Genomic DNA, 24,729 nt, shown 5'->3' on the forward strand with positions numbered 1-24,729 from the left:
GCAAAGACTTCGTCCCCCTGACGCCATCAGAAGAGTAAGCAGAACCTTGGGGCTTTGCCTCGAGGAACTGTCTGGGGGCGTCTTGACAGCGCCTTTACGAGGTCGTTGTTGAACTGCGTAAGAATCCCCTGCCTTTAGGCGGTGGGAGTGTCAAATAGCACGGCGGAGCCGCCACCCCACTCCCCCGTTTCAAAAACGGCAGCGGCTGGGTGGGGTCGCAAAAGCTGCGGAAACGGCTACAGTAACCTGGAAAGCGTTCCGCTCCTAATGAGCCATGACTCAGCAACTGACTCTCGACGGACTGGGATCTGGATCGGGTGGGGGATCCCGTCTAGGGCGAGTAATCGTAACCGATTTGCAGGGGGAGATGCAGCGCTCCTACCTGGAATATGCCATGAGCGTGATCGTGGGGCGGGCCTTGCCGGATGTGCGGGATGGCCTCAAGCCGGTGCATCGCCGCATCCTCTACGCCATGCACGAGCTGGGCCTGACGCCGGATCGCCCCTACCGCAAGTGCGCGCGCGTCGTGGGGGACGTGCTGGGGAAATATCACCCCCACGGGGATCAGGCGGTCTATGACGCGCTGGTGCGCATGGCACAAGACTTTTCCAGCCGCTACCCCCTGGTGGCGGGGCACGGCAACTTCGGCTCGGTGGACGACGACCCGCCGGCGGCCATGCGCTACACGGAGTGTCGGCTGGCGGAGCTGAGCCACACAGCCCTTCTGCAGGGGATCTCCGAAGCAATTGTGGACTTTATGCCCAATTTCGACGGCTCCCAGGCGGAGCCCACCGTCCTGCCGGCCCGCCTGCCCATCTTGCTGCTCAACGGCTCTGCTGGCATTGCCGTGGGCATGGCCACCAACATCCCGCCCCACAACCTGGGGGAAGTGGTGGACGGCCTGCTGGCTTTGATCGACGAGCCCGATCTCAGCCCTGAGGAGCTGTTGCGCTGGATCCCGGGGCCGGACTTTCCCACCGGCGGCCAAATTGTCGATGGCCAGGGGATCCGCGAGGCCTACCTCACCGGCCGCGGCTCCATCACCCTGCGGGGAGTGGCCCGCTTTGAGGAGATCCAGCCGGGCAGAGGACGCCACCGCCGGCCCGCCCTGATCATCAGCGAGTTTCCCTATCAGGTGAACAAGGCTGCCTGGCTCGAGAAGGTGGCCGAGCTGGTCGCCCAAGACCGTCTCAGCGGCATCGCAGATTTGCGGGATGAGTCGGATCGCAGCGGCATGCGCGTGGTGGTGGAGCTGAAGCGGGAGGCCAACCCGCAGGCGGTTTTGCAGCAGTTGTACAAGCTCACCCCCTTGCAGAGCACCTTTGGGGTGATCCTGTTGGCCTTGGTGGAGGGAAAACCCCAGCAGCTCAGCTTGAAGCAGATTTTGCAGCACTTTTTGCAATTTCGCGAGGCCACTCTCAAGCGGATGTTTCGCGCCGAACTGCAGCAGGTACAGCGCAAAGCCGAAGAGGTGGCGGGGATGGTGCTGGCCCTGGCCGATCTGGAAGGGGTAATCGACCTGCTGCGGCAAGCGCCCGATAGCGCCACGGCCAAAGCCCAGCTGCAAACCCGCTTGGGCTGCACCTCCCAGCAGGCGGAGACGATCTTGGCCATGCCCCTGCGCCGCCTGACAACCTTGGAGCGGGAGCGCCTCTATCAAGAGCAAGCCGAGCTGCAGGCCCGCATCGCCGAGCTGCAGGGACTGCTGCAAGATCGCCGCAAGCTCTTGAATTACCTGAAAAAAGAGCTGCGACACTTGAAAAAAACCTTTGCGGATCCCCGGCGCACCCAGATTCTCTCGGCCTCGGAACTGGAAGCGGAGGCGGCCCAGATCCCCGGCGGCGAAGCCGGCGAAGACAGCCGCTTTCTGCTGCAACTCACCCGCAAAGGCTACGTGCGCCGCCTGCCTCTGCCTGGGCCTCGCTCCCGCAGCAACCCGGCGCAGCGGGAATTGGGAGAAGATACCCTGGTCAGCCTGGAATGCGTGACCCCAGAGCAGGCAATCTTGGTGCTCACCGCCAGCGGCAGGGCTTTCACCGTGCCCATCGAAGGGATCCCCCTCAGCACCGGCTCCTCGCGGGGGGTGCCTCTGGTCACCCTTCTCCCCAACCCCGAGCCGATTGTTGCCGCCTTCCCGTTGGATCCCGTTCGCGTCAGCGGTGCGGAGCACTCTCCCGGCGAGGCCAGCTTGGTGGTGCTCAGCCGGCAGGGGCGGATCAAGCGGGTGGCCTTGGCGGAGCTGGTGGGCCTCAGCCAACGGGGAGCCGCCGTCTTGAAGCTCAAAGAAGGAGACGAGCTGGGCTGGGCGGCCCTTTGGCATCCCGGCCACCAAGGCTACAGCGTTGTCCTGGCCACCTCCGGCGGGCGGGTGCTGCGGCTGGACGCCGAACAGATCCCCTTGATGGGTCGGGCAGCTATGGGATCCCCAGCTCTACGTTTGGGGCGCACAGAACAGATCGTCGGTATGGCGCTGCTGCCCCCGCAAGGGATCTTAGTTTTGGCCAGCCGGTCGGGGTATTTGAAGCGGCTACCCCTGGGCGAGATCCCCATCCTGGAGCAGGGTAAAGTGGGCGTGTCGGCCTTTCACTTCTCCAACAAAGGGGATGGCTTGGTGGGCTTGGTGGGTTTTCCCCCCGATCTGGCGGCGCACCCCCATCTGCAAGTGGATGTGATCGCGGAGTCCGAGCGGGTACACTCCTTCTCTCCTGAGGAAATTCCCCTGCAAGGCCGGTCCGGCGGCGGATCCCTGTTGGTCAAGGGGGAGCAGGTTAGGGAGTTGCGCCTGTTTTGGCCGCAGTGGCTGCCGGAGGGCGGGATTGGATAGCTCTGGAGCTTTTGGGGGAAAGCAGAAGTCTGGATCGCTAGGACAGAGAGCCATCCCCAGGCGAGGCAGAATCAGGCGGCTGGGAGCCGGGATCCGGCGCTTCGGGATGGCGGACAGGCTTAGGGAGAGTGCCACCTGACTTAAGAACCAGGCAGCGCACAGTTTGGTGCAGTTCCTCCAGCAAAATGCCGATGGCGGAGCGGAAGTCCCGGTGGTCATCCCGCATTTGCTCCAAAATGGCGCGGATGACTTCCTTACAGTCCTTCAGGATGTGCTGCTGCTGGGCGATGATCTGCACCAGCTCGCTCTGTTCCTTGAGCAACTCTCGCAAACAGGTACGCAGCTCGTCCACCTGGTTTTGCCAAAGGGCTTGCCCCTCTCGCAACTCCATGACGCTGGTGCGCAAATCGGCGGTGGCATCGCGCAGGGCTTCGCTGTGGCGCCGCTCGGCCTCCAGTTGGCGTTGCTGCTCCTGCTGCTGTTGGCGCAGCTCGGAATTGGCCCTTAGGTTGGCTTCCGCCACTCTGAGCAATCGATCCAAGCAGGCCTCGGCGAGAGCCCAGCGCTCCTCCGGCAAGGAAGATCGGCCTCGGCTAGCCCGCCTGCGGAAATATCTTACGGTCACTGCACCTCGTACCTGTGGCAAGGACATTAGACTAGGCGTACACTCGAGCGAGGGAGTTTGTCCCAGCAAGTTGTCCATCGATCATACCGCTTTTCCCAACCCCCCCTGCAATTTGGGCGCGAAAAACCGTCTGAGCAGCTTCTGGGCCGCAGGGATCCATCCATCTGGCAGAGCACCCCTTGAGTTAGAAACAGCGGCCCAGCACCGCAGCCCAAGGAGCGAGGCTGCCTCTTTCCAGGGATCCCGGAAGTCCCTCTAGGATGAAGAAAGTTTGCAGAGAGGAAAGCCATGCTTTCACTAGCCAATCAGGTGGTGCTGATTACCGGCGCTTCTGCCGGCATTGGCAAGGCCGTCGCCCTGGAAGCGGCCAAACGCGGGGCCCGCTTGGTGCTGGCGGCCCGCCGGGAGGAGCTGCTACAAAACGTCAAGGACTTGGTGGAGAAGCAGGGGACAGAAGCGCTGGTGGTGCCCACCGACATGGCCGATACAGCCCAGGTGGAGGCGCTGGCCCAAAAGGCCCTGGATCGCTTTGGCCGGGTGGACATCCTGGTGAACAACGCCGGCTACGGCCAAATGGGACCGGTGGAAGAGGTGGATGTGGCGGCGATGCGGCGGCAGTTCGAGGTGAATGTGTTTGGTCTGCACGCCCTCACCCGCGCCCTCTTGCCCCAAATGCGGGAGCGGGGCAGCGGCCGCATCCTCAACCTCAGCTCCGTGGCCGGCCAGATGTCGATGCCTTTCAGTGGGGTTTACAGCGCCACCAAGTTCGCCGTGGAGGCCCTCAGCGACGCCCTGCGGGTGGAAGTGGCCCCTTTTGGCATCAAGGTTATCGTGATCGAGCCAGGGCCGGTGGCCACCGAGTTTGGCCGCGTGGCCGAAGAGACCTTTGCTGCTGTTGTCAATCCCAACGGCCCCTACAAAGCGATCTTGGACAAGGCTGCCGAGCTGGCCAGCTCGTTCCACAAAATGGCCTGGCCGGTGGAGAAGGTGGTGGAGCCGATCCTGAGAGCCATGACGGATCCCCACCCTTCCGACCGCTACACCGCTTTTACGGGCGGCAAGCTGGCGCTGGGGCTGATGCGGTTGCTGCCCGCCGCTCTGGCCGACCAAATGTGGCGGCGCGTCTACGGCCTGGATGCCCTGGGATCCCCCAAATCGGCCTAGTCGCCGATTGCAGGGATCCCTTCCCAGCGCAATTCCGGGCATTTCGTGCGGCAGGGTTGTATCTTGGGGGAGCGACAGGTTAAGTTTGTTGAAGGACTTTTAATAACCAGGTGTTCCCCTTCCCCATGAACAAACCTCTATCTCCCCAGCGCTGGCTAATTGCCCTCATGCTGGGCTTTTGTCTCTGGCAGGGATCCGGCCTAGCTCCTGCCCACGCCGCTCTGGCCTCTGCCCTCACCTATGACCGCTTCTTGCGCTATGTCGAGGAGGGTCGCGTTACCGATGTGCGCCTCCTCGATAACAACCTGGTAGCCGAAGTGACGGCTGTTGACCCACAAACGCAGCATTCCACCCGCTACCGGGTCAACCTGCTGCCCAACACCGTGCCGCAACTGGTGGATCGCCTCACCGAGCAGGGGATCGAGGTGGCTGTAGTGCCCACCCGCGATGGCAGCGCCTTCTGGGCGATCTTGGGCAACCTGGTCATCCCGGTGCTGCTGCTGGGGGGGTTGTTCTTGTTCCTGCGCCGCGCTGGCGGAGGAGCAGGCGGTCCTGGACAGGCGATGAACTTCGGCAAGTCGCGGGCCCGCTTCCAGATGGAAGCCAAAACCGGCGTCAAGTTTGACGATGTAGCCGGGATCGAGGAGGCCAAAGAAGAGCTGCAAGAGGTGGTTACCTTCCTGAAGAAGCCGGAGCGCTTCACTGCCGTAGGGGCCAAGATCCCCAAAGGCGTGCTGTTGGTGGGGCCGCCGGGGACGGGTAAGACCCTCTTGGCCAAAGCCATTGCTGGCGAGGCGGGAGTGCCTTTTTTCAGCCTCTCTGGCTCCGAGTTCGTGGAGATGTTCGTCGGCGTGGGGGCCTCGCGGGTGCGGGATCTCTTTAAGAAGGCCAAGGAGAATGCTCCCTGCATCGTCTTCATCGACGAGATCGACGCGGTGGGCCGGCAGCGGGGAGCGGGCATTGGCGGCGGCAACGACGAGCGCGAGCAAACCCTGAACCAGTTGCTTACGGAAATGGATGGGTTTGAGGGCAACTCAGGGGTAATTGTTATTGCCGCAACCAACCGCCCGGATGTGCTGGATGCGGCGCTCCTACGGCCTGGACGCTTCGACCGCCAGATCACCGTGGATCGGCCCAGCTTCAAGGGGCGCTACGAGATCTTGCGCGTGCATGCCCGCAACAAGAAGCTGGCAGAAGAGGTCAGCCTGGAGGCCATTGCCCGCCGCACCCCTGGCTTTGCCGGCGCCGATCTGGCCAACCTGCTCAACGAGGCGGCCATCCTGGCGGCCCGCCGTCAGCACAAAGCCATCACCAACCAGGACATCGACGACGCCATCGACCGCATCACCATTGGCCTGACCAAGCCGCCGCTATTAGACGGCAAAAGCAAGCGCCTCATCGCCTACCACGAGTGCGGCCATGCTCTGTTGATGACCCTCTTGCCCCATGCGGATCCCTTGAACAAGGTAACGATCATCCCCCGTTCCGGAGGTGCCGGCGGCTTTGCCCAGCAACTGCCCAACGAGGAGCAGATCGACTCCGGCATGTACAGCCGCGCCTGGCTGTTGGATCGGGTGGTGGTCGGTTTTGGCGGTCGGGCGGCGGAGGAGATCGTCTTTGGCTACTCGGAAGTGACGACGGGGGCCAGCAACGACCTGCAGCAAAACACCAACCTGGTGCGGCAAATGGTGACCCGCTTTGGCATGTCCGAGCTGGGGCCCCTGATGTGGGATCCGCCCAACAACGAAATCTTTTTGGGCGGCGGCTGGATGAACCGCGTCGAGTACTCCGAAGATGTGGCCGCCAAGATCGACCGGCAGGTGCGGCAAATCCTGGAGAGCTGCTACCAAAGAGCGAAGCAAATCCTGCTGGAGCACCGGGCGCTGCTGGATCGCCTGGCCGACACCCTGGTGGAACGGGAAACCCTAGATGGGGACGAGTTTCGGGCCATTGTGGCAGAATACGTGCCCATCCCCGAGAAGATCGGCTTGCCCAGCCCGAAGACGGCTTGAGGGATCCCCTCTCGCTGCGGGATTGATTAACCTGGGAGGGTGGTTGTTGGGGCCGGCGCCCGGCAACTGCCCTTTTGTTTTGCGGCTGTCGTCAGGTTGTGTCATGCTCTCTTCTCTCTCTGCCTTGCCGGTTCACCTCTACCGCTGCCTGAGCTGTGGTCAGGAAGGGCTGAACCTGCCACCGGGACGTGAGCCGGGAGCCGCGGCGGATCGGGTTTACTGTCCCCGTTGCGGCCAGATCTACCCCATCACCGCCTTTGGAGCGGTGGATTTTTTGGCCGCCGCGCGGGACTTGCCGCTCACTCCCGCTCAGGCCATTGCCCATCTGCCCGGGTTTGCCTGGGGCTACGATCGCCTCTGGCGGCCTTGGGCGCTGTCGCTGTTGTCGGGGGAGCGTTTCGGCAGCGAGCGGGAAGGCCAATTGCTGGCGGAACTGGTGGGGGAGGCAGATCCCGTCTTGGATTTGGGCACGGCAGGGGGGTACTGGAGCCGCCTCCTCTTGGCCAGGGATCCGCAGCGGACGGTGATCGGCCTAGACAACGCGACGGGAGTGCTGGCGGAGGCGGCCCAGCAGGCCCAGCCCCACTGGCAGCGCTACAGCCTGGTGCGAGCCCGGGCGGAGCAGCTTCCCCTGGCCTCTGGAGCCTTTGGGGCGGTGATCAGCGGCGCCACCCTGAACGAGGTGCCGTTGGATCCCTGTCTGCGGGAAGTGGCCCGTGTTTTGAAACCGGGAGGGGTGTTTGTCTCGATGCACAGCCAGCAGGTGCAGGGATGGGGGCAGAGGGTGCAGCAGTTGCTGGAGGCGACCGGCCTTCGCTTTTTCTCCGCAGACCAGTTGCGCTGGCACTTTGCCCAGGTGGGGTTGCGCTTGGAGCGCTATCTCAGCTTCGGCTGGGTGGCTTTTGTGCAGGCAGTGCGCCTCTAGGGGATCCACTCCAGGCCAACGCCAAAGCTGGATTCCCGCGCCAAGGTGGAGTGGCGCAGGCTGTAGCGGGCAGCAAGACGAAGGGAAGGGCTAATGGCGTAGGCGGCGGTGATCTCCGCTAGGGTGGCCTGTCCTTCTTCCGGCTCCTGCGGGGCCACCCAAGTGTAGCTGCCAGTCAAGTCGGCGGCTCCGGGAGCCAGGGCCAAAACAACAAAGGCCCCATAGCTCACCCCGCTGAGGCGGCGGTTTTTTTCTTCCAAGGCTCGATAGCCCAGTTGGGGGGCCAGGTTCAAGCGGGAGCCCATAGGGGCGAGAAAGTAGCGCACCTCTGACCCGTACTGGCGGATTTCTGGGTTCTCAGAAGATTGGCGATAGTCGCCGCTGAGGGTGAGGCGATCTCCCAGGCGCAAGTCCTGCAGGCTGATTCGCCACTCAGAAGCCGACTCGAAACCCGCCTGCAAACGGGTGGGCAAGACGGGAGTATTGCGGATTTCTTCCAGGAGATTGGGCGGACTTTGCAGCCAGCGGCGCAACACGGGGCTATCCTCCACAATTTGGCTATCCAGCCCCAGATCTAAAACGCCTGAGAGCGCGGTTGGCCGCGGATCTGCTTCCTTGCGGCCCGCTTGGGTCGAATGGGCCCAGGCCGGCCATGCTGGCATCAGCCCAGCCCCAAGGAGCAGCATACCCAAGCAAAGTCCTTTGCCAGATTGCCCTACCACCTGCAACCCCCGCCCCTCCCGTCCTTAACTGTAGCTGCTTCCAATAGGAGCTTTCACGCCAGCTCGCGGGCGCCGCGGCTCTCAGCAGCGTAGGATGACACCCCAAGGACGGTTCAACAATGGCAAGGCAAAGACTAGCGGTTTCGGCTGTTGGCCATGACTCGCAGCCGCTGGGCCAGGTTTTGCAGTTGCCGCTCAAATTGCAGATTTTCCCGCTGCAACTGGCTAACTTTTTCACAGCTATAGAGAACGGTGGTGTGATCTTTCCCGCCAAAGTAATCGCCAATTTTGGGCAAGCTAAGATTGGTATGGTGACGCATCAAAAACATGGCAATTTGCCGCGCCTGGCTGATGTCCCGCTTGCGAGAGGATCCCAATAAGCTTTCTCGGTCGACGCCGAATTCTTCACAGACCACGTCAATAATCATGTCGGGCGTGATCTCCTTGGGCTCGCTGGGGGGGTTGAGAATGGGCTGAATCGTCTCCACACTCATCGGCAGGCCAGAAATGGAGACGTAGGCAACGGCACGGATGAGGGCGCCCTCCAGCTCGCGAATGTTGCTGGTGTAGGTGGTAGCAATGTATTCGATCACCTCAGGCGGTAGGATCATCCCCTCGTACTCGGCTTTTTTCTTGAGAATGGCCATGCGGGTCTCGATGTCCGGCGGCTGAATTTCCGCAATCAAGCCCATCGAAAACCGAGAACAGAGCCGCTCCTGCAGCCGAGGGATGAGGTGAGGGGAGCGGTCGGCAGCTAGCACGATCTGTTTGCCCGACTCGTGCAACGTATTAAAGGTGTGGAAAAACTCCTCTTGGGTGTACTCTTTGCCTTCGATAAATTGAATGTCGTCCACCAATAAAATATCCACATCTCGATAGTGCTCCCGGAAAGACTGCATGCTGTCTCGCCGGATGGCATCGATTAAATCGTTGGTAAAGCGCTCGGTGGACACGTAAAAGACCTTGGCCCGCGGATTCGCCTCCAGTTGGTAGTGGCCGATGGCCTGCATCAGGTGGGTTTTGCCCAGCCCTACCCCGCCGCAGAGAAACAAGGGATTGTAGGCCCGCCCAGGCTTGTCGGCCACGGCCAGAGCCGCTGCATGGGCCATGCGGTTGTTGGGGCCGACCACAAACCGCGAGAAGGAATACTTGGGGTTGAGATCCGGGGCTCGCATGGGCAGGCTGCCGCTCACCTCCAGCCCCAAGGGGGCGGAAGCAGGAAAACTGCCGGCCTTGCGGGAGGTTGAGGCCACAGCCGTTGAAGGAGCTTCTTCCTCGACCAAAGCCTGGGGAGCGACGGAAAACTCCACTTGCAAAGGGATTCCGGCCACCCGCTGCACCACCTCGGTGATGGTGGAGGCGTAGTGCTTTTGCAGCCAGCCCCGCGCCCATTCGCTAGGAGTGGAGATGGTGAGGCGGTTGTCCACCAAGGATTCAGCTCGCGCCGTCTTGATCCAAGCCTCAAAAGTTGGACGGCTGAGCTGCACCTGTAGATGCCCCAAAGCTTCGTCCCAGAGTCGATCTAGGGAGATGTCCACACCACACACCCAAAGCGACACAGCCAAAGCCCAGCAAAGACAGGGGCGCCAACCCGGTGCCTCTGCTCTCTCGACTGGGATTGTAGGATCCCCAATTTAGCTGCTCGGCGTGAGGCGGCCAATCTAGCGATTTTCCGTCGAGTCTGCTACGATAAAGCTTTGCTAATTGTCTGCCGGTGAACTGGGCTTCTCCCTCGCCAGTCGCAGCAGGCCTTGTTGACAGGATGAGTTGGTCTCCACCATGACTCAGCGTACCCTTCGTGGCACCAATCGCAGACGCATTCGCGTCTCTGGGTTTCGGGCCAGGATGCGCACGGCAAGCGGGCGGCAGGTCTTGCGGCGGCGGCGGGCCAAGGGGCGTTATCGCCTGGCGGTTTCTTAAGGGTTAGCAGAGCCGATCCCATCTCAAACTCTTGGGGTGTCGGCGTCCAAGACGGGTTGACTCCTGCCTGGGATTCCCTTTCAGTGCCCAATGCTGCCTGCTCCTTATCGCTTGCGAGATCGGCGAGCTTTCCAGGCGCTTTACCAGGCGGGGCAGCGCCGTTCCGGTGCAGGCTTGATCCTTTTGTTTCAGCCGATGCCGGCGGGGTGCGAAGGGATCCCCAGCCAGGTGGGGCTGGTGATCGGGAAAAAGGTGAGCAAATCTGCTGTCAAGCGGAATCGGCTGCGACGCCGGTTGCGAGAAATCTTGCGGCCCCTGTGCCCAAACCTGAAACCCGGATACCGGCTACTGCTCATCTCCAAGCCCAACCTGCTCACCTATAAGTGGCCAGAGCTACAGGCAGAGGTGCATCGTCTTTTGCAAAAGGCCGATCTGCTCGTCAGCCCGAGCCCAGATCCTGAGCCTTCTTAGAAGCTGGGCAGGCTGCGCTACCCGTGCTAGCCTGGTGACATCATCTGCTGCTGGCTGCGCTAGATATGGGGCGGGATGTACATCAAGCGGATCGAGCTGACCCGATTTAAGTCCTTTGGCAGCACGACCTCGCTGCCCCTGTTGCCGGGTTTTACGGTCATCTCCGGCCCCAACGGCTCCGGCAAGTCCAACATCCTGGATGGGATCCTGTTCGCGCTGGGGCTATCGTCCTCGCGGGGGATGCGGGCAGAGAGGCTTTCGGATCTGGTGCATTCTGGCAGCCTCAGCAGCAACCGGCGGGTAGAGACCCACGTCGCCGTCACCTTCGATCTGGGGCCGGGAGAAGACGGCCAGCCGAGAGAATGGAAAGTCAGCCGTCGGCTGCGGGTCAGCCCCGGCAAGGGAGAGGATCCCGATTCCCTGCCCTACACCAGCACCTTCTACATCAACGATGTGCCCTGCACCTTGAGCGAGCTGCACGAGCAACTGGAGGCGATGCACATCTACCCCAACGGCTACAACGTGGTCCTGCAGGGGGATGTTACCAGCATCATCTCCATGAACTCCAAGGAGCGGCGGCAGATCCTCGACGAATTGGCGGGGGTGGCCACCTTCGACCGCAAGATCGCCCAGGCCAACGCCAAGCTGGAGGTGGTGCGCGAACAAATTGAGCGCTTCCGGCTCATCGAGCAGGAATGGCAAGCCCAAGGAGAGCGGCTGCTCAGGGAAAGCGAAAAGGCGCAGCAGTACCAGCAGTTGCGGCTGCAGTGGCAAACGCTGGAGCGACAGCAACGGGTGTTGCTTTGGCGGCATTTGCAAGCCCAAGTGGAAGCAACCCAGGCAGCCATTCGGCAGCTTCTGGAGGCTCAGGAGCAAGCCACTGCTCAGGTGCAGACCTTGAGCGAGCAGTTACAGCAGGCGGAAGCCGCCCTGAGCGAGCTGCAAAGCCGCATCCACGCCCTCGGAGAGGAAGAATACCTGCACCTGCAAGCCCAGATCGCTGCCGCCGAAGTGCAACGGCAACAGCTCAGCCAACAGATCGCCGCCTGGCAGCAGGAAATCGAGCAAACGCAGCGCCTGCAGCAGGAGCGCCAAACCCAACAGCAGCACCTGCAGGCAGAGCTGGAACGCCTGCAAAGCCAACAGGAGCAACTGGCCCAGGCCCAGGGATCCCTGCAAGCCCAGGTGCAGAAAGCCCAAATCAGCCTAGAACAAAGCCGCGAACAACTGCGGGCCCTGGCCCAATCTGCCGAGGCCTGGGTCAAGCAGCAGCGCTACCTCACCCGCCACCTGGAAGAGATCCGCGCCGAACAAGAGCCTTTGCAACAGGAGCAAATTCGCCTGCAAGAGCGCCAACGGCAACTGGCGCGACAAGTCCAAGACACCCAAACTGAGATCGCCCAGATTGAAGAATGGCTGGGATCCCACCTGGCCCTCACCGCCGAGCTGGAACAGGCCTGCCGACAGTCGGAAGCCCAGGTGCAGGCCCTGGCGCAAGAGCTGGCGCAACTGCAAGCCAACCTGGAGCTGGATCGCGCCACCCACGAGCGGCTGGCCGCCGAGTTCCACGCCAAGCAGCGGCAACTGGACAAGTGGGAGACCCGCCGCCAACTGCTGCAAGAATCCCAGGGATCCCGCGCCACCCAGGCCATCCTGAGCGCCCGCCTGCCGGGGGTTTTGGGATTGGTGGCCCAGTTGGGGCAGGTGGATCCCCAGTATCAACTGGCGCTGGAGATTGCGGCAGGCAACCGACTGCACTTTGTGGTGGTGGAAGATGAAAGCGTCGCCGTCAGCGCGATCAACCTCTTAAAGCGGGAAAAACTGGGGCGCGCCACCTTTTTGCCCCTCAACAAATTGCAGCCCGCCCGCCCGCCCGCCCCCCTCAACTTAAACGGTCTGATCGACTACGCCATCCGCCTGGTGCACTTTGAAGAGCGCTACCGAGATGTTTTTGGCTTTGTGTTCGGCTCCACCCTGGTTTTCCAGAGCCTGGAGCTGGCCCGGCCCTACATCGGCCAGCACCGCATGGTCACCCTGGAAGGGGAGCTGCTGGAAACCTCGGGAGCCATCACTGGCGGCACCGGCCCCCAACGAGCTGGGATCCATTTTTCTGCGGGCGAACACTCGGAAGGGGAAGCCCTGCGCGCCCGCCTGGCCGATCTGGAAGCGCTGCTGGCCGCCCTCGCCCCTCGCCTCCAAGCCGCCCAAGCCCGCGAAAAACAACTGGCCCAGGCCCTGCTCCTGGCCCGCCAGGACGCCCTGCAAGCCCAGCAATACCTGGAGCGGCACCAGGCCGACTGCCAAAACCAGCAGGCCCGCCTGCAACACCTGCAGGGATCCCTGGCGCAATGGCAAAGCGAAAGCCAGCAGATCCAAGAGCGGCTGCACCAGATTCAACTCCGCTGGGATCCCTTGCAACAGCGCCTGGCCGATCTCGCCCGCAAGCTCAGCCAACTGGAGGGATCCCCGGTCAACCAGCACTGGCAGCAACTGCAGCAGGCGGTACAGCAGCAGGAGAGCCACCTGGCGGAGCTGCAACACCACCTGGCCCACCTGGAGCGACAGCAGCAGGAGAACCTCAGCCAGCAACACCTGAAGCAGGCCCAGATCCAGCACCACCAGGAGCGCCTGCAAGAGGGCGAACGGCGTCAGGCCCAACTTCAAGAGCAAATCGCCCAGGCCCAGGCCACTCTCGCCCACATCCAGCAGCACATTGCCGAGCAACGGCAACAGATGGGCCAGAGCGAAGCCCGCCTCGCCCACCTGCGCCAAGAGCGGGAGCGGCAAGAATTTCAACTGCGCGCCCAACAGCAGCAGCTCCAACGCCTGGAATGGGAACGCTACCACGCCCTCACCCAACAGCAGGAAAAAGAGGCCATCCTTGCCCAACTGCAAGCCCAACTGCAAGCCGCGGCCCAAGAGCTGCCGGATCCCCTTCCCCCCCTGCCCCCCCACCTGACCCTGGACGAGCTGCAACGGCAAAAACGCAAAATCGAAGAGCAATTGCGATCCCTGGAGCCGGTGAACATGTTGGCCATCGCCGAATACGAACAGATCCAGGCCCGCCTAGGGGATCTCAACGCCAAACTGGAAACCCTGCACCAAGAGCGCACCGAATTGTTGCTGCGCATCGAGAACTTTTCCACCCTGCGCCGCCAAGCGTTTTTGGATGCCTTCCATGCCATCAACGGCCATTTCCAGACCATCTTTGCCCAGCTTTCCGAGGGAGAGGGCTATTTAGAATTGGAGAACCCAGAGGATCCGTTGGCCGGGGGTTTGACCCTGGTGGCCCGCCCCAAAGGCAAGCCAGTGCGTCGTCTCAGCGCCATGTCGGGCGGAGAAAAATCCTTGACGGCCCTCAGCTTTATTTTTGCGTTGCAGCGCTATCGCCCCTCTAGCTTTTATGCCTTTGACGAGGTGGACATGTTTTTGGATGGGGCCAATGTAGAAAAATTGGCCGACATGATCTGGCAGCAATCCCGCCAGGCGCAATTCTTGGTGGTCAGCCTGCGCCGTCCCATGCTTGAAAAAGCGGAGCGCACCATTGGAGTGACCCAAGCTCGCGGCGCCTACACTCAAGTGATCGGCCTAGTCAACCCCACCGCTCACGTCGGCTAAAGCACCCAGCAGGCGGCAATCGCGGCGGGATCCCATCTCGCTTGCTATCTAGAGAAGAGCGTAGATTCCAAAAACTCCGCAGGGCAAACCATTTCAGCAGATGTTGATGAAAATGCAAGCTCTTCTATCCCAAAGCTGCCGATCGATATTGAGCTTGAGGAAAATCCCATCAGCATTGTCGATAGCACCAACGCTACTACTTTTGGGCGGCAATGTCTTTTCTCCAACAGCGCAATTCCTGGACAAGGGTGGATCCAAGGCAGAAGCTCCTACAGCTTCCCTTCAAGTTTTGTCGGCTTTGCCAGCTGCCACAGCGAGAACTTGGGTCGCGCAAACCTTGCCGAACCCCGGCAGCTCTGGTGATCGCACTGCCATAAGGCAAGCTGTGCTCACCGACCCATTGATCAACGAGTATCTCCGACAAGCAGCAGCTCGATCTCCCGGTGTGCCGGTTCATCCTCTGGAAACCGGAGCAATCGCCATTGCCGAAAACTATGCTCTGGTTGAAGTCTCTGCCGGAGTTGGCGACCTTCCGGTAATTGATGGCTGCTATTTGCTTAAAAAACACAGTGGTCAGTGGGTAGTGGTGGCTCAGGCGGGCTGGGAGCCAGGGCTAAGCATTAATCCAAGTTGGCTCTCGACAGTGCTAGATGTGCCCAAAGATGTTGTCAGTCGGCTAATTGATACACTTCGCAGTGCCGGCAAGGAGGTTGAGATCGACGACACCTTGTACACAGATGTCCCCCTGCCCTGCATTACTCAGATAGAGGATCCCAATCCGCCGACTAATGTACGATCGACACCCGCTGTAGCCGCAGGCAATGTTATCGGTCAACTGCCCAATGGAACCGAAGTGCGGGTCATGGAAGTACTCAACGGCTGGCTCAAGATTCGACAGCCATTGGTGGGCTGGGTATCGATGGGTCTGACACGGGTATCCTGTGGCAACTCCCTGGCAGAAGTGGAAAAGAATCTAGAAGCTCTGCATTCTCTGGAAGGGGAACTGGCCATAGAAGCCGCCGATACCTTGGTGCGATACCTCTATCGGGGTGCAGAGGGATCCTTTGCCGCAGCGGCGCTGGCCCATTTCAACGAGCTTGCCATCAACCGGTTTTATGCTCTGAAAATGGTGCTTGACAGGCACACTGAAGAGGTGCGTCGTCACGTATTGCAGCAAGCCATCGCAGCAGGGATCCATCCTCAAGCCCTGGAAAACATTGAATCAAAAGTAAACTAGATTGAGACTCTTAAACTAAGACCAGGGATCGCAATTTCTTCCTGTCGCACTTCAGCAGTGGGGTCATTCTAGCAATCCGGTTTTGCATGCTCCAGTTCCTGCCATGACGGCCTTGACGCTCAATCTCAGCCCTTTGATGACTCTGACGCGAGAGGATTTTGTCCGGCTGTGTGCGGCCAATCCTGAGCTGAAGCTGGAGCGCACCGCCCAGGGAGAGCTGGTGATTATGTCTCCAACCGGAGGTGAAATTGGCAACCTCAACTTTGAAATTGCGGGGGCAGTCTATGTCTGGAACCGCCAAGCGGGCCGAGGCAAAGCCTTTGATTCTTCCACGGGGTTTTCTCTGCCTTCAGGCAGCGACCGCTCTCCTGACCTGGCCTGGATCCCGCTGGAAAAGTGGGAGGCTCTGGATCCCCAGACCCGCCAGGGATTCTTGCCCCTGTGTCCTGACTTTGTGGTGGAGATCCTCTCGCCCACCGATTCTTGGGTTCAAGCCCAGGCCAAGATGCAGGAGTACTTGGACAACGGCTGCCGCTTGGGGTGGCTTTTGGATCCCAAGGCCAAGCGGGTGATGATCTACCGAGCAGGACAGGCGCCGGAACTGTTGGAAGACCCAGAAACCTTGTCGGGAGAAGACGTGCTGCCCGGCTTCACCCTGCCTATCCGCACAATCTGGTCTGCCGAGAGCTAGGGCACACCCGCGCTGCTTCGGGATCCGAACCGGGAAACGCCCAGACAGAGGCAAGAGGGCAAGACAACCAGTAGTGTCTCATGATTTAAAAAACAAGTATTTGGCCCTGCCGACAGTGGTAGAGGAGATTGCCCAGAGTTTATCCTATTCACAGCATCTGCAAACAAGGGCAGGCCACCATGAAGGGATTTGCGCGGGCAGTTCAGGTGTGGGGCACAGTCGGGGCGCTCAGCGGAGTCCTTTCTGGCAGAGTGATGGGGCAAGCGGCCTTGCCCCCTGTGCCGGTCATGCCCTCAGTTGAGGATCCGATTGCGAATCCGATTTCTCCCTTCCAGGGTGCGTCGCCCGATCTGGGCATCCCGGCAGCTCCTCCTTTGCCAGCAATGGGCCAGGATTTGCGCTATCTGGTGGAGTTGTTCATCAACGAGTCTTGGCAGGCGGGCAAGCAAGCCGCTGCGGTTAACTACAACGACCTCTACACCCGCCTGTTGGCCCGCACCTACAGCGATCCCCGTCCGCCCATCGAAGTCGAGTACGAGCTGATTCGAGAGGTTCTGCGCGAATACGGGGATCCCGCCGATCGCTTCTGGGATCCCCAAAGCTTCAGGGACTTGCTCAACCGCCCTCGTCCACCCCTGCAGGCGCGTCAGATTGGGCCGCGCCAGGTTTACCTGGCAGTGCCGGAGCTCACCCCTGCCACAGCCCAGCAGATCCGCCAAGCCCTCTACACCCAGGATTACAGCCAAGGCATTGTCCTCGACCTGCGCAGCTCGGTGGGCTATGACCCGCAAGTGATAGCGGATGTGGCACGCCTATTCTTGCCCCGCTCCGTGCAGCCGCTGCTGGTTACCGAAGACCGCTTTGGCCAGCCTACCCCCTGGAACAGCGAAAACCTGCCACTGGCTGCTGGGATCCCATCGGCCGTCCTGGTCGACGGCAACACCCGCCAGGGGGCCACCCTCCTGGCGGCCCAGTTGGGAGCCAGCGGCAGCACCGTTATAGTAGGGCAACCCACTCAAGGCAGCGAACGCCAGACCCGCTTCTTTGCCCTTCCTTCTGGCGCGGCGGTGGAACTGGCCGTGGCCACCTGGAAGACAGGCGATGGACGCTCCCTAGCCCAGGGTTTGGTGCCCCTGCAAAAGGTGGAGGGGGATGAGAACGCCTGGCTAAAGGCCGCCCTAGAAGCGCTGGCCCTGCCCCGCCGCCCCAGCCCTCCCCCCCGCCCCACCGTCCTGGTGCAAGAGGGCCGTGTTGGTCGCTTTGTCCTGGGCATGGATACCCGCAACGTCGATACCCACCTCTTGGGCAACGTGGATTTGATCCCGGCCGAATCGCGGGCAAATGTATTTCAGCCCAACAGCGACCTGAAGATCTTCTACTTGCAGGACTACATCCTCTTTGCCTACCGCCGTCCGGGCGTTCTCAATAGCTTTTTTGCCGACCGCATCTACACCACCCAACCCGAAGCCATGACTGGCGAAGGGATCCGTATCGGCTCCACCTACTCGGAAGTGATCGCCATTTACGGCGGGCCTGGCGAGAACGGCTACAACGAGGTGGTGCCCTACCCCAAGGGGAGCCGAGAATATCTGCGCGACGATCGCTACTATGTCAACTACGACGCCCTTGGCCTGTCCTTTGCCTTTGCGGCGGGATCCAACCAGGTCACCGCCATTGGCCTGTTCAAGCCGGGGAGCTAAAGGGAGCGGGCTGCTGCCCTAGCGAGGGGTCGAAATTAATCGATTGTTAACGTTTTTGTCCGAAGCCCTCAACACTGCCTGGAGCAATGCGGTAAATTAGTGCAGCGACCCCGCAAAGGGGATTTTTTGTGCCGTTCAGAGACTGTAGGAGAAGCCCTTGGCAAACGTTGTGGTTGTCGGTGCCCAGTGGGGCGACGAAGGAAAAGGTAAGATCACCGACCTCCTCAGTGAAAAGGCGCATGTGGTCGTCCGCTACCAAGGCGGGGTTAACGCAGGACATACCGTGGTGGTGGGGGGCCAAATCTTTAAGCTGCACCTGATCCCCTCCGGCATCCTCTACCCCGACAAGCGCTGCATCATCGCCAGCGGCACGGTGATCGACCCTGAGGTGTTGCTGGCCGAGATCGACCAACTGCACCAACTGGGGATCTCCACCCACAACCTCTACATCGCCGAGACAGCCCACGTAACCTTGCCCTACCACCGCGTCATCGACGTGGCCGAGGAAGAGCGACGCGGCATCTACCGGCTGGGCACCACCGGGCGAGGCATTGGCCCTACCTACGCCGACAAGGCCGAGCGCATGGGCATCCGCGTCGTGGACTTGATGTACCCCGACCAACTGCGGGAGCGCCTCAGTTGGGCCATTCCCTACAAGAACGTTTTGCTGGAAAAAATCTACAACCTACCCCCTCTGGATCCCGAGCCGATCATCGAGCAATACCTGGCCTACGCGGAGCGGCTGCGCCCCTACGTCACCGACGCTGCCCTACTCCTCACCCAGGCCATCGAGGAGCGGCAGAACATCCTCTTTGAGGGGGCCCAGGGCACGCTGTTGGATCTCGACTACGGCACCTACCCTTACGTCACTTCCTCCCATCCCATCGCCGGCGGCGCCTGCGTGGGGGCCGGGATCGGCCCCACCAGCATTGACCGGGTGATTGGGGTAGCCAAGGCCTACACCACCCGCGTCGGCGAAGGCCCCTTCCCCACCGAGCTCAAGGACGAGATTGGCGCTTACCTGGGGGCGGCGGGAGCCGAATTTGGCACCACCACCGGGCGGCAGCGGCGCTGCGGCTGGTTCGACGGCGTAATCGGGCGCTACGCCGTGCGGATCAACGGCCTGGATTGCTTGGCCATCACCAAGTTGGATGTGCTGGACGGCCTAGACGAGATCAAGGTGTGCGTGGCCTATGAGTACCAGGGGCGCGAGATCCGTCACTTTCCCAGCGATGCCCGCGTCTTTGCCCAGTGCAAGCCCATTTATGAAACCCTGCCCGGCTGGAAGTGCTCCACCAAAGACTGCCGCTCCCTTGAGGACTTGCCTCCCGAAGCCTACGACTACCTGAAGTTTTTGGCCCAGTTGATGCAGGTGCCGATTGCCATCGTCTCCCTGGGAGCCAGCCGCGACCAAACCATTATCGTGGAGGATCCCATCCACGGCCCCAAGCGCGCCTTGCTCTACCCCAACGGCCGCAAGCAAGTTCACGCCCTCATGCCCGACTGACGCGCCCTAGCTCAGTGGCTACTCTGCTGAGGGACACTGCTTAGCAAACCAGCCTGGGCCGCGCAGAGGGAGCCAAGGGAGAGGGATCTGCCCCCCAACCCTTACGTTGCCGCTACCGCCCCATAAGGATCCGCTAAGCTCAAAAAAGGTAGAGATTGCTGACCCTGTCTTCTGGTCTTGCCATGGCTGCTCCCACCTATTACACCATCACCTTCGGCTGTCAAATGAACCGGGCCGATAGCGAGCGCATGGCCGGGATCCTCGAGTCGCTGGGGTATGTGCCCGCCGAAGACGAGCTGCAGGCAGACTTAGTTCTCTTCAATACCTGCACCATCCGCGATAACGCTGAGCAAAAGGTGTATTCCTACCTGGGCATCCAGGCGCAGCGCAAGCGGAAAAACCCAGCCATCAAGCTCATCGTGGCCGGCTGCGTGGCCCAGCAGGAGGGGGAAAGGTTGCTGCGCCGCGTCCCCGAGTTGGATCTGGTCATGGGCCCCCAGTACGTCAACCGCCTTGGGGATCTGCTGGCCCAGGTGGAGGCGGGCAACCAGGTGGTGGCCACCGAGCCTGTCGAGATCCCGGAAGACATCACCAAGCCCCGCCGGGATAGCCGGGTGACAGCCTGGATCAACGTCATCTACGGCTGCAACGAGCGCTGCACCTACTGCATTGTGCCGTTGGTGCGGGGACGGGAGCAGTCGCGCCAGCCGCAGGCCATCCGCGCCGAGATTGAGGACGTGGCCCGGGCCGGCTACCGCGAGGTCACCTTGCTAGGGCAAAACATCGACGCCTACGGGCGGGATCTGGATCCCAAGACCAACCTGGCCAGCCTGCTGCGCTTTGTCCACTCGGTGGAAGGGATCGAGCGGATTCGCTTTGCCACCAGCCACCCGCGCTACTTTACTGAAGAGCTGATCGCCACCTGTGCCGAGCTGCCCAAGGTGTGCGAGCACTTCCACATCCCCTTCCAGGCGGGCAGCGACGCCGTCCTCAAGCGGATGCGGCGGGGCTACACCCAGGAGCGCTACCGCCAGCTCATCCAGCTCATCCGCCAGTACATGCCCGAGGCCACCATCAGCGCCGATGCCATCGTCGGCTTCCCCGGCGAAACGGAAGCCCAGTTTCAGGAAACCCTGCAACTGGTTCAGGATATCGGCTTTGATTTCCTCAATACTGCCGCCTACTCTCCCCGCCCTGGCACGCCGGCAGCCGAGTGGCCTGACCAGGTGCCGGAAGAGGAAAAAAGCGACCGCCTGCAACGGCTCAACCGCTTGGTCGCGGAGGTGGCTGCCGCCCGCAGCGCCCGGCTGCTGGGCCAGGTGCAGGAGGTGCTGGTGGAAGGCCCCAATCCCAAAAACCCCCGCCAGGCCATGGGGCGCACCCGCGGCAATCGCATCGTCTTCTTCGACGGCGATCCCGAGCAATTGCAGGGATCCCTGGTGCCAGTGCGCATCACTGCCACACGGGCCTTTTCCCTCAGCGGCGAGATCGTCAAGCCAGGGGAAGAGAAACCTCAAGCGGCGGAACTTGGAGCCTGCACGTAAGCCCACGACGAGGATTGAACTCGTGACCTCCCCCTTACCAAGGGGGTGCTCTGCCACTGAGCTACGTGGGCGGCATGGTGGGCCGAGTTGGATTCGAACCAACGTAGGCATAAGCCAGCGGATTTACAGTCCGCCCCCTTTAACCACTCGGGCATCGACCCTTGGACACTGGCTTCCTATATTAGCAGAAAGTGCTGCCCAAGATCGAATCCAGGCGAGAAGAGCTGTCTTGGGGACGGGAGCTAAACAGGGAGGGAGTTCCCGGCAAGACATCATGCCCTACCTTGCGGGGGCTGCTGGCAACAAGGGGCTTGAGGGCATTTGGCCAAACTGGAGAGCAAACTTGATAGGGTGGAGGACAGTCCCTTCACTTGTCCCTATGGTTTCAACCCTCGGCACTTCCACCTCCGTCGAACAAGTTTCTCCCAACCAGTCGCTATTGCCCCTGACCAGCCGCACCAACAGCCAGGGCCACCTGGAAATCGGCGGCTGCGACGTGGTAGAGCTGGTGCGCCAGTTTGGCTCTCCCCTCTACATCCTGGACGAGTGGACGTTGCGACACGCCTGCCGGCTCTACCGCGACACCTGGGCCCGCTGCTACCCTGGGGGATCCCAGGTCTTGTATGCTACGAAAGCCTGGAACTGCTTGGCCATCTGCGCTTTGGCCTTACAAGAAGGGCTGGGGCTGGACGTGGCCTCCGGCGGGGAGCTCTATACCGCTATTCAAGCAGGAGCCAGGGGTGAGGAGCTCTACCTGCACGGCAACGCCAAGTCGGCGGAGGAGCTGGCCATGGCCCTGGAGGTGGGCTGCACCCTGGTGGCCGATAGCCTCTACGAGCTACAGCAACTGGCCGCTCTGGCTACCCCTGCACGACCGGCCCGCTTGTTGGTGCGGGTCAACCCCGGCATTGACGTCCACACCCACGAGTACATCCGCACTGGCCAAACCGACAGCAAATTTGGCATCGGCCAGTGGCAACTGCCGGAGGTATTTGATTTTTTGGCAGCCCATCCCCAATTGCAATGCGTCGGGCTCCACGCCCACATCGGATCCCAGATCTTCGACCTACAAGGCCACCGGGATCTGGCAGGGGTACTGGCCCAGGTCTGGCGCCAAGGGCTGGAGAAGGGGCTGCCCTTGCAGGAGCTGAATGTGGGCGGCGGACTAGGGATCCGCTATGTCGAATCCGACGATCCCCCCTCCATTCCGGAGTGGGTGGAAGCCGTGGCCACTGCAGTGCAGCAGAGCTTCACCGCCGCCGGGATCCCGCTGCCCAAGGTGCTCTGCGAGCCTGGACGGTCTGTGGTTGGGCCAGCGGCTGTAACCGCCTACACTTTGGGGGGCAAGAAGTGGATCCCGCCCAGCGAAGACCTTCCCGAAGGGCGTCTCTACGTCACCATTGACGGCGGCATGTCCGATAACCCCCGCCCTATCACCTACGGAGCCCGCTACACCGCCCTTCTGGCCAACCGCCCTGAGGCCGAGGCCACCCAGCGGGTGACAGTGGCCGGCAAACACTGCGAGTCGGGGGATGTGCTCTTGAAAGATGTGCTTTTGCCCAACCCAGCGCCCGGCGAAGTCCTAGTTGTGTTGACCAGCGGGGCCTACAACTACAGCATGGCCTCCAATTACAACCGCTTCCCTCGGCCCGCGGCAGTGCTGGTCAACCAAGGGAAGGCCCAGTTGATCCTGCGGCGGGAAACTTATGCAGATCTGATCCGTCAGGACATCTTACCGGAGCGGTTGCAGCGGTGAAGGGCAGAGACGGCTGCCTGTAACCGTTGCCGTTGAGGGCGGGGCCCGGCTTTCTCTGCAGCGGCGACCCCGCTGGCTCTGGGGCAGGAAAGACTGGAAGACAGGTAGGAGGTGAGTGGTAGGCTGGTCAGGGGGCCGCAGTCCAACAGGGGTTCCGGAGCCAAAAGGTTCTGGGGCGCAGGATGGCGTAGGCAAAGGGTCCGCAACGAGGGGAGCGTGAACGGGGTTTTTCGGCATGCTGGCGGCCTTATGGGCTTGGCTACAGCAATTTAATGTTCTCAGCCTGTTGGACTGGGCTCTGGCCGTCTTGCTATTGGCTTTGGCCCTCTATTACACCCGCGAGAGCCGGGCCGGGGTGCTGGTGCGGGGGTTTATGGTGCTGCTGGTCCTGTATCTGGCCACCGCCTCGCTGCCGCTGGTGCACCTGATTTTGGATCGCTTGCTCCTGGCCGCGGCTGTGGCGATGGGGGTACTCTTTCAGCCGGAGTTTCGGCGGCTCCTGGAGCAACTGGCGAGGGCCATCTGCGTTGAGTGGCCGAACAGCACAGACGATGACGAGGATGACCCTAAGGAGGATTTGGTGGAGGAGGTGGTGCAGGCGGTGCGAGAACTCTCCCAAAATCGGACAGGGGCGCTGATTGTCATCGAGCCAGATCAGCCCATTGACTCGCGGGTGTTCACCGATAAAGGGGTTCCTCTCCAGGCGCGGGTGTCCCGGGAGCTCTTACAGACGATCTTCCAGACCTCGACGCTCCTGCACGATGGGGCTGTAATTATCCATCGGGATCGGATTCGCGCGGCAGGGGTGATCCTGCCGGTTTCGGAGCGAACTGCCTCTCGCCAACTGGGCACGAGGCACCGGGCGGCGATGGGGATCACAGAACAGGCCAATTGCTTGTGTATTGTGGTCTCAGAGGAGACGGGATCCATCTCACTGGCAGAAGGCGGACGCCTCGAGCGACCTCTGACCAGTGCCAAGCTCCACGAACTGCTGGTGCAGCGGTTGCGCCATCCGCGCGAAGCCAAAAAACGGGATGCTCCTCTGCAGGGATTGTGGGCCCACCCGTGGATTCACAATGGGCTGTTGCGCTGGTGGGGATCCCTGCCAGATCTAGCCAAACTCCTTCGCAAACCTGAGAAAACCCTTCCTAAAGACTGATCCGCATGACCCTTTCTCCTGTCCATCTTCTGCAGTTGCCTGCCGACCTAGATCCGCAGTTATTGCCCCGCCATGTGGCAGTGGTCATGGATGGTAACGGGCGGTGGGCGCAAAAACGAGGCTTGCCCCGCAGTGTCGGGCATCAGCGCGGGGTAGCGGCTTTGAAGGAGTTGCTCCGCTGCTGTCACGATTGGGGGATCCCCCTCCTCACCGCCTACGCCTTCTCCACGGAGAACTGGGGCCGCGCCCGCGAGGAGGTGGATTTCCTCATGACCTTGTTCGAGCAGGTGCTGTGGCAGGAACTGGCGGAAATGGTGCAGCAGGGGGTGCGCATCCAGTTTGCCGGCCAGTTGTCGGCCCTGCCCCGATCTTTGCAGGACACGATCCTGCATGCGGTGGAACGCACCCAGCACAACGAGGGCATTTGCCTGACGGTGGCCCTGAACTACGGCGGCAGACAGGAGATCGTGCAGGCTTGCCGCTCGATTGCCACCCTGGTGCAGCAGGGGCTTTTGCAACCGGATCAGATCGACGAGGCCCTCTTTTCCCAATTTCTCTACACCACTGGCTTGTCGGATCCCGACCTGTTGATCCGCACCAGCGGCGAGATGCGCATCAGCAACTTCCTGCTCTGGCAGATGGCCTACACCGAGCAGTACTTCACCCCCATCCTCTGGCCGGATTTCGACCGCGCCGCCTTTCACCAAGCCCTGCTCAGCTATCAGTCGCGGCAGCGGCGCTTCGGCAGATAAGACCTTGACGGATCCCCGCCTGGTCAAATCCAACTAGGGGCCGACCCAAGCGCTCCTGCCCTCACCCCCAACCCCTCTCCCTCAGGGAGAGGGGAGTTAGGG

The 24,729-nt window shown here is 61.6% G+C and carries 18 protein-coding genes and 2 tRNA genes; 15 read left to right on the plus strand and 5 right to left on the minus strand.

Annotated features, from left to right (window positions below; all coding sequences use genetic code 11):
- The first annotated feature begins 274 nt into the window (after window positions 1-274).
- Window positions 275-2,824: a DNA topoisomerase (ATP-hydrolyzing) gene (locus tag SYN63AY4M2_RS07145; RefSeq protein ID WP_011428933.1), complete on the plus strand. Its 2,550-nt coding sequence runs from the start codon at window positions 275-277 to the stop codon at window positions 2,822-2,824.
- Between the two features lie 37 nt (window positions 2,825-2,861).
- Here the strand turns inward: SYN63AY4M2_RS07145 and SYN63AY4M2_RS07150 are convergent, their stop codons facing one another.
- A complete protein-coding gene (locus tag SYN63AY4M2_RS07150; RefSeq protein WP_240527883.1) occupies window positions 2,862-3,347 on the minus strand; it encodes a hypothetical protein in 486 nt (161 codons plus the stop codon).
- A gap of 390 nt (window positions 3,348-3,737) precedes the next feature.
- Between SYN63AY4M2_RS07150 and SYN63AY4M2_RS07155 the strand changes: the two genes are divergently transcribed.
- The 3 genes from SYN63AY4M2_RS07155 to SYN63AY4M2_RS07165 all read left to right on the plus strand — a co-directional run bounded on the left by SYN63AY4M2_RS07155 (window position 3,738) and on the right by SYN63AY4M2_RS07165 (window position 7,550).
- Complete coding sequence (locus SYN63AY4M2_RS07155) at window positions 3,738-4,613, plus strand: SDR family NAD(P)-dependent oxidoreductase (protein ID WP_011428930.1); 876 nt, start codon at window positions 3,738-3,740, stop codon at window positions 4,611-4,613.
- A 125-nt stretch (window positions 4,614-4,738) separates the two neighbouring features.
- Window positions 4,739-6,625 (plus strand): ATP-dependent zinc metalloprotease FtsH, encoded by a 1,887-nt coding sequence (ftsH, locus tag SYN63AY4M2_RS07160; RefSeq protein ID WP_011428929.1) that lies wholly within the window; start codon window positions 4,739-4,741, stop codon window positions 6,623-6,625.
- 103 nt (window positions 6,626-6,728) lie between these two features.
- Window positions 6,729-7,550: a class I SAM-dependent methyltransferase gene (locus SYN63AY4M2_RS07165; protein ID WP_099812651.1), complete on the plus strand. Its 822-nt coding sequence runs from the start codon at window positions 6,729-6,731 to the stop codon at window positions 7,548-7,550.
- On the opposite strand, the gene SYN63AY4M2_RS07170 is transcribed toward SYN63AY4M2_RS07165, so the two are convergent.
- The gene (locus SYN63AY4M2_RS07170) at window positions 7,547-8,212 is read right to left on the minus strand and encodes a hypothetical protein (protein ID WP_206336916.1); all 666 of its coding nucleotides are present in this window, start codon (window positions 8,210-8,212) and stop codon (window positions 7,547-7,549) included. The two genes, SYN63AY4M2_RS07165 and SYN63AY4M2_RS07170, sit on opposite strands and share 4 nt — an antisense overlap.
- A 194-nt stretch (window positions 8,213-8,406) precedes the next feature.
- Window positions 8,407-9,810, minus strand: a complete 1,404-nt coding sequence (gene dnaA / locus SYN63AY4M2_RS07175) for a chromosomal replication initiator protein DnaA (protein WP_011428926.1) — start codon at window positions 9,808-9,810, stop codon at window positions 8,407-8,409.
- Window positions 9,811-10,051: 241 nt separating this feature from the next.
- On the opposite strand from dnaA, the gene rpmH reads away from it, so the two are divergent.
- From rpmH to miaB, 8 genes are all read left to right on the plus strand, one after another.
- Window positions 10,052-10,192, plus strand: a complete 141-nt coding sequence (gene rpmH, locus SYN63AY4M2_RS07180; RefSeq protein WP_011431673.1) for a 50S ribosomal protein L34 — start codon at window positions 10,052-10,054, stop codon at window positions 10,190-10,192.
- A gap of 90 nt (window positions 10,193-10,282) precedes the next feature.
- Window positions 10,283-10,663, plus strand: a complete 381-nt coding sequence (rnpA, locus tag SYN63AY4M2_RS07185; protein WP_011431672.1) for a ribonuclease P protein component — start codon at window positions 10,283-10,285, stop codon at window positions 10,661-10,663.
- A gap of 75 nt (window positions 10,664-10,738) precedes the next feature.
- The gene (smc, locus tag SYN63AY4M2_RS07190; protein ID WP_099887295.1) at window positions 10,739-14,281 is read left to right on the plus strand and encodes a chromosome segregation protein SMC; all 3,543 of its coding nucleotides are present in this window, start codon (window positions 10,739-10,741) and stop codon (window positions 14,279-14,281) included.
- A 100-nt stretch (window positions 14,282-14,381) separates the two neighbouring features.
- Window positions 14,382-15,518, plus strand: a complete 1,137-nt coding sequence (locus tag SYN63AY4M2_RS07195) for an SH3 domain-containing protein (RefSeq protein ID WP_099812653.1) — start codon at window positions 14,382-14,384, stop codon at window positions 15,516-15,518.
- 103 nt (window positions 15,519-15,621) lie between these two features.
- Window positions 15,622-16,209 carry a Uma2 family endonuclease gene (locus SYN63AY4M2_RS07200; protein WP_099887296.1) on the plus strand — a complete coding sequence of 196 codons (588 nt, stop codon included), beginning with the start codon at window positions 15,622-15,624 and terminating at the stop codon, window positions 16,207-16,209.
- A gap of 179 nt (window positions 16,210-16,388) precedes the next feature.
- Complete coding sequence (locus tag SYN63AY4M2_RS07205; RefSeq protein ID WP_041438701.1) at window positions 16,389-17,909, plus strand: S41 family peptidase; 1,521 nt, start codon at window positions 16,389-16,391, stop codon at window positions 17,907-17,909.
- A gap of 157 nt (window positions 17,910-18,066) precedes the next feature.
- Complete coding sequence (locus SYN63AY4M2_RS07210; RefSeq protein WP_011431667.1) at window positions 18,067-19,416, plus strand: adenylosuccinate synthase; 1,350 nt, start codon at window positions 18,067-18,069, stop codon at window positions 19,414-19,416.
- 182 nt (window positions 19,417-19,598) lie between these two features.
- The gene (miaB, locus tag SYN63AY4M2_RS07215; protein ID WP_011431666.1) at window positions 19,599-20,960 is read left to right on the plus strand and encodes a tRNA (N6-isopentenyl adenosine(37)-C2)-methylthiotransferase MiaB; all 1,362 of its coding nucleotides are present in this window, start codon (window positions 19,599-19,601) and stop codon (window positions 20,958-20,960) included.
- On the opposite strand, the gene SYN63AY4M2_RS07220 is transcribed toward miaB, so the two are convergent.
- Both SYN63AY4M2_RS07220 and SYN63AY4M2_RS07225 read right to left on the minus strand, forming a co-directional pair.
- A tRNA-Thr gene (locus tag SYN63AY4M2_RS07220) sits at window positions 20,960-21,031 on the minus strand. The two genes, miaB and SYN63AY4M2_RS07220, sit on opposite strands and share 1 nt — an antisense overlap.
- Window positions 21,032-21,035: 4 nt before the next feature.
- Window positions 21,036-21,121 (minus strand) — tRNA-Tyr (locus tag SYN63AY4M2_RS07225).
- 218 nt (window positions 21,122-21,339) lie between these two features.
- Between SYN63AY4M2_RS07225 and lysA the strand changes: the two genes are divergently transcribed.
- The 3 genes from lysA to SYN63AY4M2_RS07240 all read left to right on the plus strand — a co-directional run bounded on the left by lysA (window position 21,340) and on the right by SYN63AY4M2_RS07240 (window position 24,627).
- Window positions 21,340-22,716: a diaminopimelate decarboxylase gene (lysA, locus tag SYN63AY4M2_RS07230; RefSeq protein WP_011431665.1), complete on the plus strand. Its 1,377-nt coding sequence runs from the start codon at window positions 21,340-21,342 to the stop codon at window positions 22,714-22,716.
- 235 nt (window positions 22,717-22,951) lie between these two features.
- On the plus strand, window positions 22,952-23,875 hold the full coding sequence (gene cdaA / locus SYN63AY4M2_RS07235; RefSeq protein ID WP_011431664.1) for a diadenylate cyclase CdaA: 924 nt from the start codon (window positions 22,952-22,954) through the stop codon (window positions 23,873-23,875).
- A gap of 5 nt (window positions 23,876-23,880) precedes the next feature.
- Window positions 23,881-24,627 carry an isoprenyl transferase gene (locus SYN63AY4M2_RS07240; RefSeq protein ID WP_011431663.1) on the plus strand — a complete coding sequence of 249 codons (747 nt, stop codon included), beginning with the start codon at window positions 23,881-23,883 and terminating at the stop codon, window positions 24,625-24,627.
- The last annotated feature ends 102 nt before the right edge of the window (window positions 24,628-24,729 follow it).

Source organism: Synechococcus sp. 63AY4M2 (assembly GCF_002760475.1).
GTDB lineage: Bacteria > Cyanobacteriota > Cyanobacteriia > Thermostichales > Thermostichaceae > Thermostichus.

Coding starts and splice junctions, on each gene's coding strand:
- lysA (WP_011431665.1), top strand. CDS start 21,340: ATGGTTTCAACCCTCGGCACTTCCACCTCCGTCGAACAAGTTTCTCCC.
- SYN63AY4M2_RS07155 (WP_011428930.1), top strand. CDS start 3,738: ATGCTTTCACTAGCCAATCAGGTGGTGCTGATTACCGGCGCTTCTGCC.
- SYN63AY4M2_RS07195 (WP_099812653.1), top strand. CDS start 14,382: ATGTTGATGAAAATGCAAGCTCTTCTATCCCAAAGCTGCCGATCGATA.
- smc (WP_099887295.1), top strand. CDS start 10,739: ATGTACATCAAGCGGATCGAGCTGACCCGATTTAAGTCCTTTGGCAGC.
- cdaA (WP_011431664.1), top strand. CDS start 22,952: ATGCTGGCGGCCTTATGGGCTTGGCTACAGCAATTTAATGTTCTCAGC.
- SYN63AY4M2_RS07205 (WP_041438701.1), top strand. CDS start 16,389: ATGAAGGGATTTGCGCGGGCAGTTCAGGTGTGGGGCACAGTCGGGGCG.
- SYN63AY4M2_RS07170 (WP_206336916.1), bottom strand. CDS start 8,212: ATGCCAGCATGGCCGGCCTGGGCCCATTCGACCCAAGCGGGCCGCAAG.
- SYN63AY4M2_RS07240 (WP_011431663.1), top strand. CDS start 23,881: ATGACCCTTTCTCCTGTCCATCTTCTGCAGTTGCCTGCCGACCTAGAT.
- ftsH (WP_011428929.1), top strand. CDS start 4,739: ATGAACAAACCTCTATCTCCCCAGCGCTGGCTAATTGCCCTCATGCTG.
- miaB (WP_011431666.1), top strand. CDS start 19,599: ATGGCTGCTCCCACCTATTACACCATCACCTTCGGCTGTCAAATGAAC.
- SYN63AY4M2_RS07165 (WP_099812651.1), top strand. CDS start 6,729: ATGCTCTCTTCTCTCTCTGCCTTGCCGGTTCACCTCTACCGCTGCCTG.
- rpmH (WP_011431673.1), top strand. CDS start 10,052: ATGACTCAGCGTACCCTTCGTGGCACCAATCGCAGACGCATTCGCGTC.
- SYN63AY4M2_RS07145 (WP_011428933.1), top strand. CDS start 275: ATGACTCAGCAACTGACTCTCGACGGACTGGGATCTGGATCGGGTGGG.
- SYN63AY4M2_RS07200 (WP_099887296.1), top strand. CDS start 15,622: ATGACGGCCTTGACGCTCAATCTCAGCCCTTTGATGACTCTGACGCGA.
- rnpA (WP_011431672.1), top strand. CDS start 10,283: ATGCTGCCTGCTCCTTATCGCTTGCGAGATCGGCGAGCTTTCCAGGCG.